Consider the following 17344-nt stretch of genomic DNA (forward strand, 5'->3'; position numbering starts at 1 on the left):
AAAGGGGGGACAGGGGCTTCCCTTTGGGACGTTACCGCACGCCGAGCGGGCTGTCGGACGGTCCCGTACGCTCCCGAGAAGGTGGTTTCCCCCCGTCCGGGTGATGTTCCGCGACCACAATTGACCGCTTAATGCGCCGAGGCGGAATTCTCCGACCAACGGCTCCTACGGTGTTCTGCGGTGCGGATTCGCGCCACCGACGGAGAGGGGCGGCAGTCACCATGCGACCCCTCGCCGACCTCCCGCTCGCCGCCGCCGTCGGCCTGGTCCACGCTCTGGTGGACGACCTCGCCCGCGGCGCGGGCATCCGCGCCCTGTTCCTGAAGGGCCCGATCGCCGACGCGCACCGGATCCGCCGTCCCCATCCCTCCAGCGACGCGGACGTCCTCGTCGCCCCGGGCGACGCGGACCGGCTGCTGACCCTGCTCGGAGAGCGCGGCTGGTCGGTCCGGCCGGGATCCGCTGCGCACCGGGCGTTCGTGACCCACTCGATCACCCTCCTCCACCCCTCCTGGCCCTGCGACATCGACGTGCACACCAGCTGGCCCGGCTTCTTCGTCGATCCGCAGCTCGCCTTCGAGGTGCTCTGGCGGACCCGCTGCGAGATCGTCGTCGCCGGCGTTCCGGTGCGGGCGATCGGCTTCGACACGTCCGTCGTGGTCTCCGCCCTGCACAGCCTGCGCTCGCCGTATCAGCAGCGCAGCGAGGAGGAGTTCGAGGAGCTCGTCGCCGTGGTGGCGGCACAGGGCCGGGAGGAGTCGGTGGTCGCTCGAGCCGCGGAGCTCGGCTGCCTGGAGCCGATCGCCCCCTTCCTCGCGCGGATCGGCAGGACCGTCGCCCTGCCCGCCCGGCCGAGTCGCCAGTACGCGCTCTGGCGGCTGCGCACGCGCCGGCCGAGCAGGACGGCCGACTGGCTGCTGGCGATCGTCCAGGCGCCGACACTCGCGGAGCGTCTCGTCGTGCTCCGGCGAGCGCTCCACCCCACCGGCCGGGACCTCGTGATCGACCACCCTCTGCTCCCGCCGACCGCCTCCGCCCGCTTGGCGATGCGTGCCCGGCGCTTCGTCGCCGCGATGCGTGCGCTCCTGCCCGCGATCCAGGACCTCGTGGCCGTGCGCCGCGCCTCTCCGCTGGGAGCCGACCCGATCGCTGCTCCGCGACTCGCGCCCGGGAGGACCGCTCCCGCCGGCGGAGCTCCCGCGCCGGTGCCCGTCACCGAGCGGACGGCTCCGGCGGCGAAGACCGTCGTCGACGGCGCGCGGACGTCCTGCAGGCCGTCCGCGACGGGGTCCCACGTGGCGGCGATGGCGACTCCGCAGGGCCTCTACCTCTTGCCCCTCGGTGCAGCCGCGGAGGCGCAGCCGGTCGTGCTGAAGGGGTCGGCTCGGCTGCTCTGGGAGCGGTTCTCCGCTCAGGACGCGCACTCGAGGGCAGGGGCCGCCGAGGTCGTCCACGCCGCGGACGACCTCGGCGACGTGCTCGACGACGGCCGTCGGGCGGAGATCGAGCAGCTCCTCGACGAGCTCGTCGAGCTCGGCCTCCTGGCGGCCTGACCCGGGCCCGGCGACCCGGCCCGGGGAGCCGACGGCCCGCCCCGGGGATCGACGGCCCGCCCCGGAGGTCCGGCGACGACTCAGCGCACGGAGAGGAAGCGCCCCCGGCTGCCCGCGACGACGCCGCGGAGGATCGTGCCGGCCGTCGCGGCCCGGCCCCACCGAAGGCCGCAGGCCGCCAGCGCGGCGCAGTAGATTCCGCGGTTCAGCGCGAAGACGCTGCCGCCGCGGCGCCCCTCCGTCCGGGCCAGCTCGAGGTCGAGGGCGGTCCGGTTCCGGACGGCGAGATAGAGCTCGCGGGAGTTCGAGGAGTGCAGGAGCACGTCGGTCGCCGACGCGCGCTCGGCCGCGCTCCGGCACCGGTCGAGATCGTCGATCCGGCTGAGGGGGTGGAGAGTGATCGTGAAGCCGGCCCGCGTGATCCGCCGCGTCCACTCCCGGTCGTCGCCCTGGAGCACGAACTCCTGACGCGGCGGCTCCACCTCGACGAGCGCGGCCCGGGAGACCAGCAAGCCGCCGTAGGGCGCGATCGGAACCACGATCGGCTCCTGCGGGCGCGCCCCGCACCGGCCACCGGCTCCGCGCTTCAGCAGCCGGCGCAGGTCGGTGTCCAGGAACCGGCCGGGGCTCGGGAACACTTCGGCGGCGGGCCGACCCGTGACGAGCTGGGACTGGTAGAAGTCGGTCTCGCGCAGACTCGCGTGGCAGGCCCGCGGATCGAGCGCCAGGGGAGAGGCCAGCAGCACCGCGAGCGCGTCCGGCCGCGGCGCGGTGTCGTCCTCGAGGAGCCAGGCGTAGTCCAGCTCCTGCGTGCGACAGTGCTCGATCGCGGCCCGGAAGCCGCCGGCGGTGCCGAGATCGTTCGGAAGGACCGTGGAGCTCACTCGGGCGTCGAGGCCCGCCGGGAGCAGTCGGCGCAGCACGCGTTCCTGGCCGCCGTTGCCGCTGAAGACGACGTGCACCGAGTCGGCGCCGGCCTGCAGAGCCGCCTCGACGACGCGGGCGAGTGTCGTCGTGCGCTTTCCGGTGGTCACGGTCACGGCGATGACAAGGGGTTCGGTGCCGTCGAGGCGTCGGAGCATGGCGGTGGTCTCTTCTTCGATGAGGGGCGGGAGCGGGAGGCGGGCGCCGAGAGCGGCGCCGCCTCGAGCCAGGAGGACAGGAACAGCACCGTACACGAGAAAATGAGGTGTGCTCGCTATTGCGAGAGATTCTCTCAGTTCCGCTCGCGTCGCGGACCGCTGCCCGCCCGAGCATCCGTCCCCTGTCTCCCCTCTTCGGCGAGGACGACGTCGAGCACCCGCTCCGCATAGGTGGTCCAGTCGGTGATCGACGTCGCCGCGGTGCGCGCCGAGTCCGCGATCGCCCGCCGGGTCGCCCGATCGAGCGGCTGCACCCGGCCGAGCGCGTCCCGGAGCGCCCGGACGTCACCCGCGGGCAGGACCGTGCTGTGCCGCGGGTCGAGAAGGGCGGAGGCACCGTTGGCGTCGGTCGTGATGACCGGGAGCCCGGAGGCCGCGGCTTCGGCGACGACCAGGGAGCAGGCGTCCTCCAGCGTCGGGAGGACGAAGGCGTCGGCGGCCCGGAACTCCCGCGCGAGGTCCTCCGCGGAGAGCGGGCCGGTGATGATCACGTTCGGCGGGGCGCCGCGCAGGAGGCGCCGGTCGAAGACCCCGCCGGCAAGGACGAGGTCGACCGGCAGCCCTCGAACGGCGTCCAGGAGCTGGGGGATCCCTTTGCGATGCGAGAGGTGGGCCGCGCAGACGAGTCGCCGCCGCTCGGGGTCGCGGTCGACGGTCGGCCCGTCGGGGGTGAAGCCCGTCAGGCTCACGCCGTAGGGGATCTGCACGATCTTCGCGCGATCGACGCCGTACCGGGCCATCTGCTCCGAGACGAGCGCCGAGGGGGTGAGGACGATGTCGGCGAGCCTGAGCTCCTTCTCGATCCGGCGCACGAGGCGCCCGGGGTAGCGCTCGTCCCAGGTCCGGCGGCGGGAGAAGTGCCGGAGGAGCTCGCCGTTGTGCGCTCGCGGATGCGCGTCGACGGCGTGGAGGACCCGCCGGGCGTCGGGGTGGGCGCGGAAGAGCGCGAGGCAGGCGCCCGGGAAGCCCAGCACGACCGCGACCTCGGGGAGCTCGACAGCCGCCGCCGCCCGGTCGAAGAGGACCTTGGAGAGGTAGGACGCCCGCAGCGCGAGACCGGGACAGGGCAGCCGGAGACCCGCGCGGAGCACCATCTCGGCCAGATGCGACACCCGCTCGACCCGGTGGGGACGAGTTGCGGCGTACCCGTCCCGGAGGACGCGCATCCGCCGCCCGAAGGTCGTGCGGGCTGCAGCGGAGGGGAGAGGGAGCGACGCGGCGAGAGCGACGAGCCTCGTGCGCGGAAGGATCTCCGCGGCCATGGCCCCGCGGGACGCGGCGCCGGTGATCAGGGCCCTGGCCGCCCCCTCGGAGTACGGGCTCGCGACGACGAGTGCACGTCTCGGCGGCGTCATCGCAGCATCACTCGGAGCTCCTCGCCGATGCGGCGCACGAACTCGGTCCGGGAGAACGCCGCCCTGGAGTGCTCGTGCGCGGCCCGGCCGAACGACTCCACGGCGGCGCGATCCAGGCCCTCGAGGACCGCGACCCACTCCTCCACCGCGCCGGGAGCGAGAGTGCGCCCGGTCACTCCGTCCAGCACGATCTCGGGGAGCCCGCCGGAGCGGCTGACGAGGGCTGCTCGTCCAGCTGCGGCGGCCTCCAGGGCGATCGTCGGCAGGGGATCCGGCGACGTGCTCGGCACGACGACGACGTGAGCCGCGTCGAGCACTCGCCGCACGTCCTCGCACTCGCCGCGCACCTCGACGGACTCGCCGTTCCGCATGCCCGCCACGATGCCGGGGACGTCCACTCCGGTCCCGCAGACCGGAGGCCCGCCGAGGACGATCAGCCGCACGTCCCGGCGCTCGAGGCGGCTCCACACCCGGAGGAAGTGCTCGTGGCCCTTCCACGCGTTCCACCGGCTCGCCAGGACGAAGACGAGTTCGTCTCCCTGCGGGAGCGGGACCGGCGGTGTGCTCTCGAATCCGTTGTGGACGACGGTCGACCGTCTCCGGTTCGAGGCGGTCAGCGTGTCCGCGACCGCTCGGCTCACGACGACGAGGCGGTCCGCCGAGCGGAACAGCAGGCAGAGGACCCACCGCTCGATCCCTCGACTGTGCTCGTGCAGATGCAGGAGGGTCGGTGCACCGAGGAGGCGGGCGACGGGCAGCACGAGCGCGAGCGCGGCGGTGTTCACGTAGACGAGCGCCGGATCGAGCTCGCGGATCGCCCGGCCGGTCGCTGCGGTCCGCCGCAGGAAGGAGAGGAGGTGGCGCGTGCGGAGGTAGGCGCGCCGGAGCACGGGCAGCGGCATGCGGCGCACCGTGACACCGCGTTCCTCGAGCAGGCGGGTGAGGGGGCGAGCCGGGTAGTCCAGGTCGTCCGGGAGCCAGACTTCGGCCGTCACGTCCTCGGGGACCGCTCGCAGCGCCTCGAGGAGGACCCGATCGGCGCCGTAGGTCTCGTCGGAGGGATGGAGGAACAGGATCGTCCGCGGGCTGGACGCCGCCGCCGGAGGGCGGGGTCGGCGTCGCCGGCCGACGGACCCGCTCACCGGCTCACCAGCGGGTGGCGGAGGCCGCGCGGACGCGGCGACCGTCCCGACGCGTCGTCCACCAGCCCGGCGAGGGTCTCCTCGTAGGCGGAGCAGACCGCCTTCCAGGTGTAGTGCTCGCGGGCGCGCTCGCGGGCCGCGTCGCTCGCGGCGCACTGCTCGTCGGGGGAGAGGAGCATCCGCCGGACCGCCGCGGCGATCGACGGGGCGTCCGGTGCGACGAACACGCCGGCGTCCCCGAGCACCTCCCGGTTGTAGACGGTGTCGCGGGCGACGGTCGGAGCACCGCACGCCATGGCCTGGACCAGCGCGGGGTTGGTGCCGCCGACGCTGTGACCGTGGAAGTAGGCGCCGGCGTGCTGCCAGAGCGAGAAGAGCCGGGCGTCGTCGCGGAGGTGACCGAGGTGATGGATGCGCTCGTGGGACGCCGCGAGGCGAGCGGCCCGCTGATCCAGTGCGCCGCCGCAGCCGGTGGAGCCGACGATGACGACGTCGTGGGTGCGCGCGATCGCGGGAGCGGCGGCGAAGAACTCCTCGACGGTGTTCTCGGGAACGAACCGCGAGACGAGGAGGGCGTACGACCGGTGCCGGAGCCCGGGCTCAACGGGCAGGGCCGGCGGGACGTCGCCGCCGTAGGGCAGGAAGACGCCGTCGCGCTGGAAGTCGGTGCCCCAGCGCCGGGCGATCTCGTGCGAGTCGAAGGCGAGCTCGGTGCCGTGCGCCGCGGTCATCCGCGCGCCCCTTCGGAAGACGGATCGCGCGAGAGGCCCCCACTTCTCCCGCTCCCACTCCATGCCGTCCACGTTGACGAGGGTGGGGATGCCGGCTCGCTCGAGCAGCGGGAGGAAGAGGCCGTTCGCAGCGTTCATGACGAGGGCGACATCGGGGGCGCGTCGCACCGCGTCGCGGGTCGCGCTCAGCCCGTGGCTCAGCGTGCTCAGCGACCGGGAGTCCCAGCCGGAGGTGACGACGGTGCGCACGCGCGGGTCCCGGCTCTCGGCGTCGTCGACGGTCGCTCCGGGGCGCCCGTAGACGGTGACGTCCCAGCCCGCGTCGACGAGGTGGGGGGCGAGCCGACGGACCGCGGTCTCGAAGCCGCCGTAGTAGCTGGGGTAGCCGCGCGTGCCGATGACGGCGAGGGATTTTGGCATGGCGGGGACGCTATTCGCGCGGGACCGAGCGTCGACCCGTAGGGACGTGTTCGTCGGGGAACTGGCGCGCTGCGCCGCTCGGACCGCGTCAGACGCGCCGGAATCGATGCAGGTGGCGCAGGACGCACGTCGTCGACCGGCGGCGCAGACCGACATAGGTGCTCGGCGACACGGCGATGAGGGCGAGTGCGCCCGCGACGGCGAGGTGCCCGTCGCGGACGGTGCGGAGGACGTCGCTCGCTCGGACGTCGGCCGAGACCTCCCGCTCGATCGTGCGGCCGACGTCGCCGGCGGACGGGTGCTCGGCGACGTGGTGCAGCGCCGACAGGTGGGCGACCCGCGCCGTGTAGGAGCTGACCGAGGGGTGCGCGGCGAGTCGGGGGAAGTCCGCCTCGAGCAGGCGCACGACGTGGCGGACGTTCCTCGAGAGGTCCAGGAGGTCGACCCGCAGGCCGTCCGTGATCGCGCCGGGGCGGACGGAGTAGACGTAGAGCTCTCGATCGACGAAGGAGACCGTGCGCGCACGGGCGAGCAGGACGGCCATCAGCGCCGTGTCCTCGTAGGAGCGGGAGGCGGGGAAGCGGAGGCCGTCGTAGAGCTCGCGTCGGACGAGCTTGTTCCAGAGGAAGGCCCAGAGCCGGAACTCGAAGAGCTCGACCGCGGCGTCGCATCCCCTCCAGAGGCGGTCCCCGGTGTACGGCATCGCTCCGACGGGCAGCCGCTCGCCCGACTCGCCGACGGCGATCAGGCCGGTCACGACGACGTCGACCTCGCCGGACATCGCGTCGACCATCGCAGCGAGCATGTCCCGGTGGACGTGGTCGTCGGAGTCGACGAACCAGAGCGCGTCTCCGGTGGCGTGCTCGAGGATCGTGTTCCGCACCTCGGCGAGGCCGCGATTCGACTCGTGCGTCACCACCAGCACCGAGAACGACCCAGGCGCGTCCGCGATCGACGCGCGGACCTTCACCATCGAGTCGTCGGGGCTCGCGTCGTCCACGATGATCACCTCCACCGCGCATCCGGGCGGCAGCGCGAGCGCCCAGAGCGAGGAGAGGCAGCGCTCGACGTACGCGGAGACCCCGTAGACCGGGACGCCGATCGTGACCGAGCGGGGACGCGCCGCGCTCGGGCAGGTCATCGATGCTCGCTCGAGGCCATCGCCCCGCCGATCGCCCCGCCGATCGCCCGGCCGTTGCCCTCGAGCAGCTGCTGGGCGGCCGCGAGCAGGTCCGGTGCCACCGCGTCCGCGGTGAAGGCGTGGATCCCGCGCGCAGCGCGATCGGTGAGGCGCTCCCTGAGCTCCGGCTCATCGAGCAGTCGTCCGATCGCCTCGCTGAGCGCCGAGCGGTCGTCCCGAGGCACCATCAGCGCATCCACGCCGTCCTCGCAGAAGTCGTCGAAGCCGCTGCCGGTGGTGGCGACGAGCGGGGTTCCCACCGCCTTGACCTCGAGCGCCGCGTTCCCGAAGCCCTCCCAGCGCGAGGGACAGGTGACCACGGTGGCGGCCCTGATCGCGGCGAACACCTCGTCACCGCCGACGTGGCCGAGGAACGTGAACCTCTCGCGGTGCTCGTCGGCGACCATGCCGAGGAGCTCGGCCTCCGTCGGCTCGAGGAAGCAGAAGGCTCCCGCGAAGACGAAGGAGACGTCCGGACGGGTCCGGGCCAGTGCCTCGAAGGCGTGCACCGCGGTCTCGACGCCCTTGCGCCGCTCGATGCGGCTGAGGAAGAGCACCACGGGACCCGGGCCCGGCGGCCAGCCGTCCGGGAGGTCGCCGGACCGCGCGCTCCGCTGCACCGTCGGCACGTCGATGCAGTTGCGGACGACGACCGAGGGCGGAAGCTCGGGGATCCGCGTCGAGTACCAGTCCCGGACCGCGCGGGAGATCGGGACGAGTCCGCGTGACCGTCTCATCTGGCGGGTCTCGAGGCGTTTCTGGAGCCCGATCAGCAGGCGCGTGCGGAGGGTGCGCCCTCTCGCCGACCCGCCCGCGATCCAGTCCGCGATGCGGTAGCCGGTCGCGAGGTTCGTCACGAGCGGGGCGTGCCGCGGGAGCAGCGCGCCCAGGCCTTCCCACTCGGCGAGGAAGATCGCGTCGTAGCGGGTGCGGCGGACGAGCGCGCGCAGGTGGAGCGCCCGCTGCAGGAGCCGGCCGATGGCGGGCCGGCGGCGCAGGCGGACGTACTCGAGGATCCGCACGCCCTCGGGATCGAAGCCGTCGAGCGGCGGGTCGCAGGAGAGGACGACGAGGTCGACCTCGACGCCTGCTCTCACGAGCGCCGGCAGCAGCGAGGCGAAACCGCGCCCGATTCCGCCGGTGTAGGGCGTCAGCCCCGCGTACTCCGTCGTGGCGACCAGCCAGCGGCGCGTCGATGTCATCAGCACTCCTCGGTGTCCGCCGGGGGCGGGGTGTCCAGCGGCTCGGGGGACGCTACCAAGACGCTCGCCGCGGCTGCGGCGTGCGGCGCGGTCTCCGGTGCTCCTGGCGCGGAGCGGCCGGAACGACCCGATCGTCGCCGGTCCGGCTGCTCCGAGGCGCCTGTCCTGCGCTGCTGGAACGGCGTGGGGGCGTGCTGCTCGAGGAGCGCTCGTCGGGGCTGACGCGGCGCAGAGGGACGGGTGGGAGTGCGCGCGGCGGTGCCGGTTCCGACCGGGCCTCCGCGATGGTCAGCAGCAGGGCGAGTGCCGGGATGATCAGAGCGGCCGGCGCCGACTCGAGGAGGTTGAAGGCCGACGCCGCCACCAGGTAGGCGACCAGCATCGCGGGACCGGCCACCGCACCCCGGGCGATCGAGCAGATCAGGACGATCAGGAGGTGGGCCAGCAGAAGCGTCGTGCCGATGAGCCCGTAGCTGAAGACCGTCTGCCACAGGCTGCTCTCGAGGACGTAGGTCCCCCCGCCGTTCTGCGCGAAGACGACGCCCGACAGTCCTCCGCCGGAGCCGAAGACGCCCGACTCCGTCGGCAGCACCTTCAGACCGATCCGGAGGACCAGGTCGCGGACGTCTGCGGACCGTTCGCCCTCCTCCGTCTCGGAGCGGGAGTCGAAGGCCTGAGCGCCCACGGTCGACACGATCACGAGGAGAGGGGCGAACGCGAGGATCAGTCTGATGAGGCGGCTCCCCGTGAGGCGGAAGAGGGTCACGCCGCCCGCCACCAGGACGCCGACCGCGATCGCGATCACGGCGCTGCGCGAGCCGGAGAGCAGCACCCCTGCGCAGCAGGCCGCGAAGCCGAGGAGGGCACCCGGTCGTCTGCCCTTGAGGAACAGCCCGAACGCGAGGGACCCGACCGAGGCGAAGAAGGTGCCGTTCACCAGCGGGTGCCCGAGCGTCGTCAGGATCCGGTACACGCTCCACTCCTGCGTGAGCGGGAACGGGGCGGAGGCGAAGATCTCGGCGTAGAGGTTCGACCGGGTCGTGGACTCGACCGTCCCGACGATCGCGAGGGCGATCGAAACCAGGAGGAGGGCGGTGGTCAGCGGCCGGAAGACCGAGGGGTCGCTCATCCACAGCGGAAGGGCGATCAGCGCGATGACGACGACGGCCGTCCAGGAGGCGATCGTCTCGATCTGCCCCTGCGGCCGGAGGACGGGGATGACGAGTGCGTAGACCGTGAACGCGGCCGGCGCCACCAGCCGGGTCCTGCGGAGCCAGGGCGGTGGTGGAGCTCCGGTGGCGACCGCCAGCAGTGCCGCGAGGACGATGATCGGACTGAGGATCTGGAACGGCGCGGGCAGCGCCAGGTAGTCGAACGGGACGACCGCGTAGAGGACGAGGACGAGCGTCAGGGCTGCGGCCGGCGGGAGCAGCCGGGCGACGATCAGCACGCAGGCCGCCGCAGCGGCGAGCGCCGGGATCCGGAGCTCGCCGGTCACGACCGCGACCACCGCGGCGCCGAGCAGGAGGACCGCCAGGGCGGGAAGCCAGACGGCGTTCGAGCGCTGCGCGGGCGCTGGGCTCGGGCGCGCGGACTCCGGCTGACCGGGCGGTGGCGGCAGTCGTCGTGGAGACCGCGCGAGCGAACGCCGGTGCGAGCCGGTGGGAGGTGGTGTCATGGCGGGTCGCCTCAGAGATCGGGGGGTCGGGGCACGGGTGGTCAGCTGTAGGGGAGGAGCGCGGCGCAGAAGCCTGCGATACCGATGAGCACGCCGGCCGCGAGGCAGCCGGAGACGCGCAGGAGGCCGGCGCGGCCGAGGTCCTGCCCGACGTGCGGCAGGCGACCGGCGAGGGCGACGGCGTCGCGGAGGACGGCGGCGCACGCGCCCGCGAGCAGATCGGCGGCGACGGCGAATCCGGCTCCGACGCTGAGAGCGACGCCGATCCAGTGCCACGGCACGAGCACGCTCGCGCGGCCCTGCACGATCAGGAACGAGGAGGCGCACCACATGCAGGCGATCGGCGCGGAGGAGATGGAGAGGATCGGCACGATCAGCAGGGCGGGATGCCAGGAGGAGTCGAGGACGCGGCCGAGGACGAGGAGATCCAGGGCGACCATCGTCGCCTGGACGACCAGGGCGCCGACCGCTGCCTGCAGCATCACGGAGCGGAGCACTGCGCGCCGCTCCTCGTCCGTCCGGGAGTTGGCCACCCGGGCGCGGAGGACGTTGGTGAGTCCGAGGACGACGGCGTCCGAGACGGCGCGCGCGATCTGACTCGCGATCGAGTAGAGCCCGAGTGTCGTGGCTCCGCCGAGAGCGGAGAGGACGATCCGCTCGGACTGGCCCTGCAACCAGCCGAAGACGTTGCTCTGCAGGGTGGGGATCACGTAGTCCCTGAGCATCGGCCGACCTGGCAGGTCGGGAGTCGGCAGCGTCCCCCGTCTCGAGAGCAGGAGGAGGAGCATCCCCTCGGTCACCCCGGTCTGGAGCGATCCGGCCGCGATGCCGAGCACGGGAGCGAGTGGGACGCAGACGACGATCGAGGCGATGCTGCCGAGGGCCTGGCCCCGCGCGATCGAGGCCCAGCGTCCCTCGTACTGCGCCCGGGTCAGTGCGGGCAGGATCGCTCCGTGGAGCGCCGCGACGGCGACGAACGGCAGGAGGGCGACGGCCTGCGCGGCGGACGCCGCCGACAGGGCCCAGAGCAGACCGATCGCGACCGCCATCGCCGTCGCCCCGCCGACGGAGACGACGGCGGCGGCGCGCCGGAGCTGGCGCGCGCCCCCCTCCCTCCGCCACATCGCGACGCCGAGCGGGCGCACCGTGTTCTCCCCGATCTCCTGCAGGAGGGAGAGCGCGAGGAACGCCATCGCATAGACACCCGCTTCCGCGGGTGACACGTGGACGGCGACGACGAGGCCGACGACCGCGCTCGTGCCGCGGGAGACGAGCCGTTCGAGGGCGGCGTTCGAGGAGCTCCGCGCTGTCGGAGAGCGCAGCAGTGCGGCGACGCGGAGGATCATCGAGCTCCGGGGCGGAGAGCCCCGGACTCCAGCGCGCGGCAGGACGTCCGGTCCATCGAGGGAGCCTCCCGGTCGGGGATCACGACGGCAGGCGAGCCGCCGGGACACGGTAGGACGCCCCCGTTCCACCTCGCCTCGACTGGCGCGTCCCGGGGCGCGGATCGCCTGGTCGCGTGCAGCGGGCCCCCTCTCGGCGCGGTTCCTCGGTGCAGGAGCCGTCTGCCGGAGCGGCGCGCGCCCTCCGGGTGGTCGCCACCGGTGGTCCCGTATCATTGCGGCGTTATGTCACGCATCTACGACTGCTCCGTCGACACGGACCTCCTGACCGGCACCCGTCTCGCGCGCACCGCGATCGGCCGGGGCGAGCTCGTCGTCCTGCCGACCGACACGGTCTACGGGATCGCGGCCAACGCCTTCGACGCCGCGGCGGTGCAGCGCCTGCTCGACGCGAAGGGGCGCACCCGCCAGTCGCCGCCACCCGTGCTGATCGGCGACGTGGCCGCGCTCGACGCACTCGCGGAGAACGTGCCCGAGGCCGTCCGCGAGCTGGCGAAGGCCTTCTGGCCGGGTGGGCTCACGATCGTGCTGCACGCGCAGCCCTCCCTCGTCTGGGACCTGGGCGAGACTCGGGGCACCGTCGCCCTCCGGATGCCCGACAACCCGGTCACCCTCGAGCTCCTCGCCGAGACGGGGCCGCTCGCGGTCTCCTCGGCCAACCGCACCGGCCGCCCGTCCGCCACCACCGCCCAGGAGGCGCTCGACCAGCTCGGCGACTCCGTCGACGTCTACCTCGACGCGGGCACCGCCGGGAGCCGCTACAGCGACCGACCGGCGGGCGCGAGCGAGTCCTCCACCATCGTCGACGCGACCGCGCTCAGCTTCGAGGGCGGCACCCTGCGCATCCTCCGCCAGGGCGTCGTCTCGGCCGAGAGCATCCGCGAGGTCGTCGGCGACCTGCTGCTCGACGGCGTCGCCACGGCCGAGGAGCCCGAGGCCCCCGCGCCGGTCGCGTCCTACGACGCCTCCACCGAGCTCAGCGACCCGACCGTCGAGGACGACGAGCCCGTCGCCGCCGAGGAGCAGCCCGCTCCCACGGCGCGACCGGACTGGGCGTCGCGCGCTCAGGTGCAGGACGAGCCGGCGGCGAGCGGCACCGCGCGCCCCGACTCCACCCCGGGTGAGTAGCCGATGATCACCTTCGTCCTGGTCTCGCTCGCGGTCGCGGTCGTGACCTGCGGGCTGTCGTGGGTCATCTGGAAGCTCAGCCTGCGGTACCGGCTCTACCCGGCGATCCGGGTGCGCGACATGCACACCAGGCCGACCCCGCGCCTCGGCGGCATCGCCATGTTCCTCGGGATCCTCGTCGGCTTCGGCATCGCCTCGCAGCTGCCCTACTTCCGGCTGGTGTTCGCCAATCCCGAGCCGATCCTCGCGATCCTCGGCGCGAGCCTCCTGATCGTCCTCATCGGCGTCGCCGACGACATCTGGGACCTCGACTGGACGACGAAGCTCGCCGGGCAGATGATCGCCGCGGGCCTGATCGCCTGGAAGGGCGTGCAGATCGTCTCGCTGCCGATCGGCGGCCTCACCGTCGGCTCGCCCTGGATGTCGCTGATCATCACCGTGCTGGCGATCGTGCTCGTGACCAACGCGCTGAACTTCATCGACGGCCTCGACGGCCTCGTCGCCGGCGTCGCGCTGATCGCCAACGGCGTGTTCTTCCTCTACAGCTACCTGCTCGTGCAGCAGACGTCGCCGACCGACTACTTCAACCTCGCCTCGCTGATCGCGGTCGTCCTCGTCGGCGCCTGCGCGGGCTTCCTGCCGATCAACTGGCGCCCGGCGAAGATGTTCATGGGCGACGGGGGAGCGCTGCTCGTCGGCATGCTGATGGCGACGTCGGCCATCGCCGTCACGGGGCAGATCGACCCCTCGCAGCTCGCGGCGAAGGAGCTGCTGCCCGCGTTCATCCCGATCATCCTGCCGTTCGCCATCCTCGTCGTCCCGCTGATGGACTTCGGCCTCGCGGTGATCCGGCGGCTGCGCGCGGGCAAGTCGCCGTTCAGCGCCGACCGCAAGCACCTGCACCACCGGCTGCTCGACATGGGGCACTCGCACCTGCACGCCGTGCTGATCTTCTACGCCTGGACGGCCGTCGTCGCCTTCAGCTGCCTGCTGATGTTCGTCGTCGACGTGCTCTGGGTGCCGCTCGCCTTCCTCGCGATCGGGCTGCTCGCCTGCACCGTCGTCACGCTCCTCCCGCTCAGCCGCCGCAAGCGGCTCGAGGCGGCGGCGCAGTCGGCGGAGGCGTCCCCCGTCCTCGACCCCCTCGACCGCGCGTCCGAGACGGACACGAGCCGTTCGCCGATCGGCCTGCCGCTCGGTCGCGACACGACAGCGCCGCATCAGGCGCGGAAAGAAGCATCATGACCGGAGCCTCCCCGGCCGCCCCCCGTCCCCAGCCCGCCTCGGTGCCCGTCCTGCGGCGCACGCTCGCCGTGGGCGGCGTCTTCGTCCTCGCTCTGGCCGTCGTCGGCGCGATCGTCGGATTCCTCGCCGCCGGCGGGGAGGGCGCCGTCGGCGCCCTGATCGGCGCCGTCGTCGGCGGGGTCATGGTGGCGCTCACCGCCGCCAGCATCCTCGTCGCCAACCGGATGGACATCGGCGGGTTCTTCGCCGTGGTGCTCGGCACCTGGCTCGCCAAGTTCGTCCTCTTCGTGATCGCGGCCCTCGTTCTGCGCGACCAGCCGTGGCTGAACAGCACCGCGATGTTCGTCACGATCATCGCGGCGGTGCTCGGCTCGCTCGTCATCGACGTGCTCGTCGTCTCGCGCTCGCGCATGGCGAACGTCAGCGACATCGCCCGATGAGCGCGCCCCGAGTGGCGTCTGAGAGGATCACGATTCGGCTCTCAGGCCGTTCTGTTGCTACAGTAGGGTCCAATCCCCGCAGGCGACGTGTGCCCGTCCTCAGGTCGTCTCATCGTTGATGTCGACCGCCGAGTGCGAACGCCGTCCGAGCGGAATACCCCACCTTTCGTCGTCGCGAGAGCGTTGCGTCCGAACGATTCACGTCGTTCGTCTGCCACGTGCCACGCCCCGAATTCCAGGAGCTAGCGCTGTTTGCTAACGCTGTGACCCTGTTGGTCTCGTCCTCGACCGGTGAGAGTGACTTCCACACCCCGTCGATCTCCGAGTTCTTCCCGCCCGGTTTCCTCTTCGAGGGAACCCCTTTCGAGATCAACCGCGTCATGCTGGTCCGCTTCATCGCGGTCATCGCCCTGATGCTGTTCTTCTACCTCGGGACGCGCAAGATGCGCATCGTCCCGGGCCGCTTCCAGAGCGTCGTGGAGATGGCCTTCGACTTCGTCCGCGTGACGATCGCGAAGGACATCCTCGGCGAGAAGGACGCGCGCCGCTTCCTGCCGATCCTGGTGACGATCTTCTTCGCGATCATCGCGATGAACCTCACCGGCATCGTCCCGTTCCTGAACATCGCGGGAACGTCGGTCGTGGGCATGCCCCTCTTCCTCGGCCTGGTCGCGTACGTGACCTTCATCTACGCCGGCATCAAGGACCGGGGGATGGGCTTCTTCAAGAACGCCCTCTTCCCGCCCGGAGCCCCGTTCCTGATCTACTTCATCCTCACGCCGATCGAGCTGCTGCAGACGTTCATCATCCGTCCGCTCTCGCTCGCGCTGCGGCTCGTGATGAACATGATCGTCGGGCACCTCCTCCTGGTGCTCTGCTTCTCGGCCACGCAGTTCTTCCTCTTCAGCTCGCAGATCGACCCGGGCTTCAAGCTCTTCGGTGTCGTGACCTTCGCCTTCGGCGGCGCCTTCACGCTCTTCGAGCTGCTGGTCGCGGTGCTGCAGGCCTACATCTTCACTCTCCTCGCTGCGGTCTACATCCAGTTGGCCGTCGCCGAGGAGCACTGACCCCACTACTCACGGGCTCCCGCCCGTTCACACGATCACCCCACTGAAAGGACCCACTCGTGGACTCAGTCACCGTTCTCGCCGAACTCACCGGCAACATCGCGACGGTCGGTTACGGCCTCGCAGCGATCGGCCCCGGCATCGGTGTCGGCATCGTCGCGGGCAAGACCGTCGAGGCCATGGCGCGCCAGCCCGAGATGGCCGGCCGCCTCCAGACCACGATGTTCCTCGGCATCGCGTTCACCGAGGTGCTCGCGCTCATCGGTCTCGCCACCTACTTCATCTTCGCGGCGTAGTCGTGTTCAGCACCGCTGTGAACATCGCTGCGGAAGAAGGTGACGTCCCCGCGGTCATTCTGATCCCGGAGTTCTACGACTTCTTCTGGTCGGGGGTGATCTTCCTCATCCTGCTGTTCTTCTTCTGGAGGCTGGTCCTGCCGCGCATCCAGACGATGCTCGACGCGCGCTCCGCCGCGATCGAGGGGAACATCGCGAAGGCCGACGAGGCCCAGCGACAGGCTGAGATCGCACTCGAGAAGTACACCGCTCAGCTGGCCGAGGCCCGCGCCGAGGCCGGAGTGATCCGCGAGAAGGCGAACGCCGACGGCAACGCGATCGTGGCGGCGAAGAAGGAGCAGGCGCAGGTCGAGGCCGAGCGCATCCTCCAGAACGCGCACGCCCAGATCGAGGCGGACCGCCAGTCGGCCGTCGTCGCTCTGCGCTCCGAAGTCGGAACCCTCGCCATCGATCTCGCCTCCGGCGTCATCGGCGAGAGCCTCAACGACGACGCGAAGGCGTCCGCGATCGTGGACCGCTTCCTCGCCGACCTCGAGGCCTCGGAGAAGGCGAACAGCTGATGGGCAGCGCGTCCAGGCAGGCACTCGCGTCGGCGAAGGCGGAGCTCTCCGCCCTCGGCGGCCAGGCGTCCCTCGACACGGCCCAGCAGCTCTTCGAGGCGGCCCGGGTCATCGACGGGCAGGCGCAGCTGCGCACGGTCCTCTCCGACCCGAGCACCGACGCGGGCAGCAGGCAGGCCCTCGTCGCCCGGGTGTTCGCACCCTTCGGCGAGCCGGCCAAGCGCCTGCTCACCGTCGTCGTCGGCCACCGCTGGTCGAGCCCGAGCGATCTGATCGCCGGGATCGAGGAGGTCGGGGTCCGTGCGATCGCGTCCGCCACCCCGGAGGGCGTCTCGCTCGAGACCGAGCTGCAGACCTTCGGCGCCGTCGTGGCGTCGGATGCTCAGCTCGAGCTCGCGCTCGGCAGCAAGCTCGCCGCGGCGGACTCGAAGGTCGCGCTCGTGCAGCGCCTCCTCGAGGGCAAGGCCTCCGCGGAGACCCTCGCCATCCTCCGCCAGCTGATCGCGCACCCGCGCGGTCGCCGCATCCCCGAGCTCGTCCGCTTCGCGGCGGGCGTCGTCGCGGACCAGGGCGGCTTCACCATCGCCACGGTCTCGGTCGCGGCTCCGCTGCACCCCGAGCAGCTCGACCGGCTCCGCTCGGCGCTCACGCGCCAGTACGGCCGCCCGGTCTCCGTCAACGTCCTGGTCGACCCCTCCCTCCTGGGCGGCATGCGACTGCACGTCGGCGACGAGGTCATCGACGGCACCGTCTCGGCGCGGCTGTCCGACCTGAAGCTCCAGCTCGCGTCCTGACGGACGCA

Annotated in this window: 16 protein-coding genes; 8 read left to right on the forward strand and 8 right to left on the reverse strand. The window is 72.2% G+C overall.

The annotated features are described in order from the left end of the window. The first annotated feature begins 221 nt into the window (after positions 1-221). On the forward strand, positions 222-1553 hold the full coding sequence (locus tag C1I64_RS03280) for a nucleotidyltransferase family protein (RefSeq protein ID WP_164874428.1): 1332 nt from the start codon (positions 222-224) through the stop codon (positions 1551-1553). Positions 1554-1633: 80 nt separating this feature from the next. On the opposite strand, the gene C1I64_RS03285 is transcribed toward C1I64_RS03280, so the two are convergent. From C1I64_RS03285 to C1I64_RS03320, 8 genes are all read right to left on the reverse strand, one after another. Continuing rightward, positions 1634-2635: a glycosyltransferase family protein gene (locus C1I64_RS03285; RefSeq protein WP_127886195.1), complete on the reverse strand. Its 1002-nt coding sequence runs from the start codon at positions 2633-2635 to the stop codon at positions 1634-1636. A gap of 134 nt (positions 2636-2769) precedes the next feature. Beyond that, positions 2770-4050, reverse strand: a complete 1281-nt coding sequence (locus tag C1I64_RS03290; RefSeq protein ID WP_127886196.1) for a glycosyltransferase family 4 protein — start codon at positions 4048-4050, stop codon at positions 2770-2772. Continuing rightward, positions 4047-5192 (reverse strand): glycosyltransferase family 4 protein, encoded by a 1146-nt coding sequence (locus C1I64_RS03295; RefSeq protein ID WP_164874429.1) that lies wholly within the window; start codon positions 5190-5192, stop codon positions 4047-4049. Before C1I64_RS03295 ends, C1I64_RS03290 begins: the two co-directional genes overlap by 4 nt. Then, the gene (locus tag C1I64_RS03300; protein ID WP_127886198.1) at positions 5189-6343 is read right to left on the reverse strand and encodes a glycosyltransferase; all 1155 of its coding nucleotides are present in this window, start codon (positions 6341-6343) and stop codon (positions 5189-5191) included. The genes C1I64_RS03295 and C1I64_RS03300 overlap by 4 nt, the downstream gene beginning before the upstream one ends. Positions 6344-6431: 88 nt before the next feature. Then, on the reverse strand, positions 6432-7484 hold the full coding sequence (locus C1I64_RS03305; RefSeq protein WP_127886199.1) for a glycosyltransferase family 2 protein: 1053 nt from the start codon (positions 7482-7484) through the stop codon (positions 6432-6434). Continuing rightward, positions 7481-8725 (reverse strand): glycosyltransferase family 4 protein, encoded by a 1245-nt coding sequence (locus C1I64_RS03310; RefSeq protein ID WP_127886200.1) that lies wholly within the window; start codon positions 8723-8725, stop codon positions 7481-7483. Before C1I64_RS03310 ends, C1I64_RS03305 begins: the two co-directional genes overlap by 4 nt. A gap of 52 nt (positions 8726-8777) precedes the next feature. Next, on the reverse strand, positions 8778-10403 hold the full coding sequence (locus C1I64_RS03315; protein WP_127886201.1) for an O-antigen ligase family protein: 1626 nt from the start codon (positions 10401-10403) through the stop codon (positions 8778-8780). A gap of 41 nt (positions 10404-10444) precedes the next feature. Next, positions 10445-11749 (reverse strand): oligosaccharide flippase family protein, encoded by a 1305-nt coding sequence (locus tag C1I64_RS03320; RefSeq protein WP_164874430.1) that lies wholly within the window; start codon positions 11747-11749, stop codon positions 10445-10447. Between the two features lie 282 nt (positions 11750-12031). Between C1I64_RS03320 and C1I64_RS03325 the strand changes: the two genes are divergently transcribed. From C1I64_RS03325 to C1I64_RS03355, 7 genes are all read left to right on the forward strand, one after another. Next, entirely contained in the window at positions 12032-12934 is a 903-nt protein-coding gene (locus C1I64_RS03325) for an L-threonylcarbamoyladenylate synthase (RefSeq protein ID WP_127886203.1), read from the forward strand. Positions 12935-12937: 3 nt separating this feature from the next. Then, positions 12938-14179, forward strand: a complete 1242-nt coding sequence (locus C1I64_RS03330) for an MraY family glycosyltransferase (protein WP_123702899.1) — start codon at positions 12938-12940, stop codon at positions 14177-14179. Then, positions 14176-14619 (forward strand): Cg1360 family ATP-synthase-associated protein, encoded by a 444-nt coding sequence (locus C1I64_RS03335; RefSeq protein WP_123445502.1) that lies wholly within the window; start codon positions 14176-14178, stop codon positions 14617-14619. The genes C1I64_RS03330 and C1I64_RS03335 overlap by 4 nt, the downstream gene beginning before the upstream one ends. 263 nt (positions 14620-14882) lie before the next feature. Continuing rightward, positions 14883-15686: a F0F1 ATP synthase subunit A gene (gene atpB / locus C1I64_RS03340; protein ID WP_123445503.1), complete on the forward strand. Its 804-nt coding sequence runs from the start codon at positions 14883-14885 to the stop codon at positions 15684-15686. A 59-nt stretch (positions 15687-15745) separates the two neighbouring features. Next, the gene (locus C1I64_RS03345; RefSeq protein ID WP_055794702.1) at positions 15746-15982 is read left to right on the forward strand and encodes an ATP synthase F0 subunit C; all 237 of its coding nucleotides are present in this window, start codon (positions 15746-15748) and stop codon (positions 15980-15982) included. Between the two features lie 2 nt (positions 15983-15984). Further along, positions 15985-16542 (forward strand): F0F1 ATP synthase subunit B, encoded by a 558-nt coding sequence (locus C1I64_RS03350; RefSeq protein ID WP_243582674.1) that lies wholly within the window; start codon positions 15985-15987, stop codon positions 16540-16542. Beyond that, positions 16542-17336: a F0F1 ATP synthase subunit delta gene (locus tag C1I64_RS03355; protein WP_127886204.1), complete on the forward strand. Its 795-nt coding sequence runs from the start codon at positions 16542-16544 to the stop codon at positions 17334-17336. The genes C1I64_RS03350 and C1I64_RS03355 overlap by 1 nt, the downstream gene beginning before the upstream one ends. Positions 17337-17344 lie beyond the last annotated feature (8 nt).

The organism is Rathayibacter festucae DSM 15932 (genome assembly GCF_004011135.1).
GTDB classification, from domain to species: domain Bacteria; phylum Actinomycetota; class Actinomycetes; order Actinomycetales; family Microbacteriaceae; genus Rathayibacter; species Rathayibacter festucae.

What these genes read in the sequence shown, in the direction of transcription:
- C1I64_RS03280 (WP_164874428.1), top strand. Translation starts at nt 222, where the DNA reads ATGCGACCCCTCGCCGACCTCCCGCTCGCCGCCGCCGTCGGCCTGGTC.
- C1I64_RS03285 (WP_127886195.1), bottom strand. Translation starts at nt 2,635, where the DNA reads ATGCTCCGACGCCTCGACGGCACCGAACCCCTTGTCATCGCCGTGACC.
- C1I64_RS03290 (WP_127886196.1), bottom strand. Translation starts at nt 4,050, where the DNA reads ATGACGCCGCCGAGACGTGCACTCGTCGTCGCGAGCCCGTACTCCGAG.
- C1I64_RS03300 (WP_127886198.1), bottom strand. Translation starts at nt 6,343, where the DNA reads ATGCCAAAATCCCTCGCCGTCATCGGCACGCGCGGCTACCCCAGCTAC.
- C1I64_RS03305 (WP_127886199.1), bottom strand. Translation starts at nt 7,484, where the DNA reads ATGACCTGCCCGAGCGCGGCGCGTCCCCGCTCGGTCACGATCGGCGTC.
- C1I64_RS03310 (WP_127886200.1), bottom strand. Translation starts at nt 8,725, where the DNA reads ATGACATCGACGCGCCGCTGGCTGGTCGCCACGACGGAGTACGCGGGG.
- C1I64_RS03315 (WP_127886201.1), bottom strand. Translation starts at nt 10,403, where the DNA reads ATGACACCACCTCCCACCGGCTCGCACCGGCGTTCGCTCGCGCGGTCT.
- C1I64_RS03320 (WP_164874430.1), bottom strand. Translation starts at nt 11,749, where the DNA reads ATGATCCTCCGCGTCGCCGCACTGCTGCGCTCTCCGACAGCGCGGAGC.
- C1I64_RS03325 (WP_127886203.1), top strand. Translation starts at nt 12,032, where the DNA reads ATGTCACGCATCTACGACTGCTCCGTCGACACGGACCTCCTGACCGGC.
- C1I64_RS03330 (WP_123702899.1), top strand. Translation starts at nt 12,938, where the DNA reads ATGATCACCTTCGTCCTGGTCTCGCTCGCGGTCGCGGTCGTGACCTGC.
- C1I64_RS03335 (WP_123445502.1), top strand. Translation starts at nt 14,176, where the DNA reads ATGACCGGAGCCTCCCCGGCCGCCCCCCGTCCCCAGCCCGCCTCGGTG.
- C1I64_RS03355 (WP_127886204.1), top strand. Translation starts at nt 16,542, where the DNA reads ATGGGCAGCGCGTCCAGGCAGGCACTCGCGTCGGCGAAGGCGGAGCTC.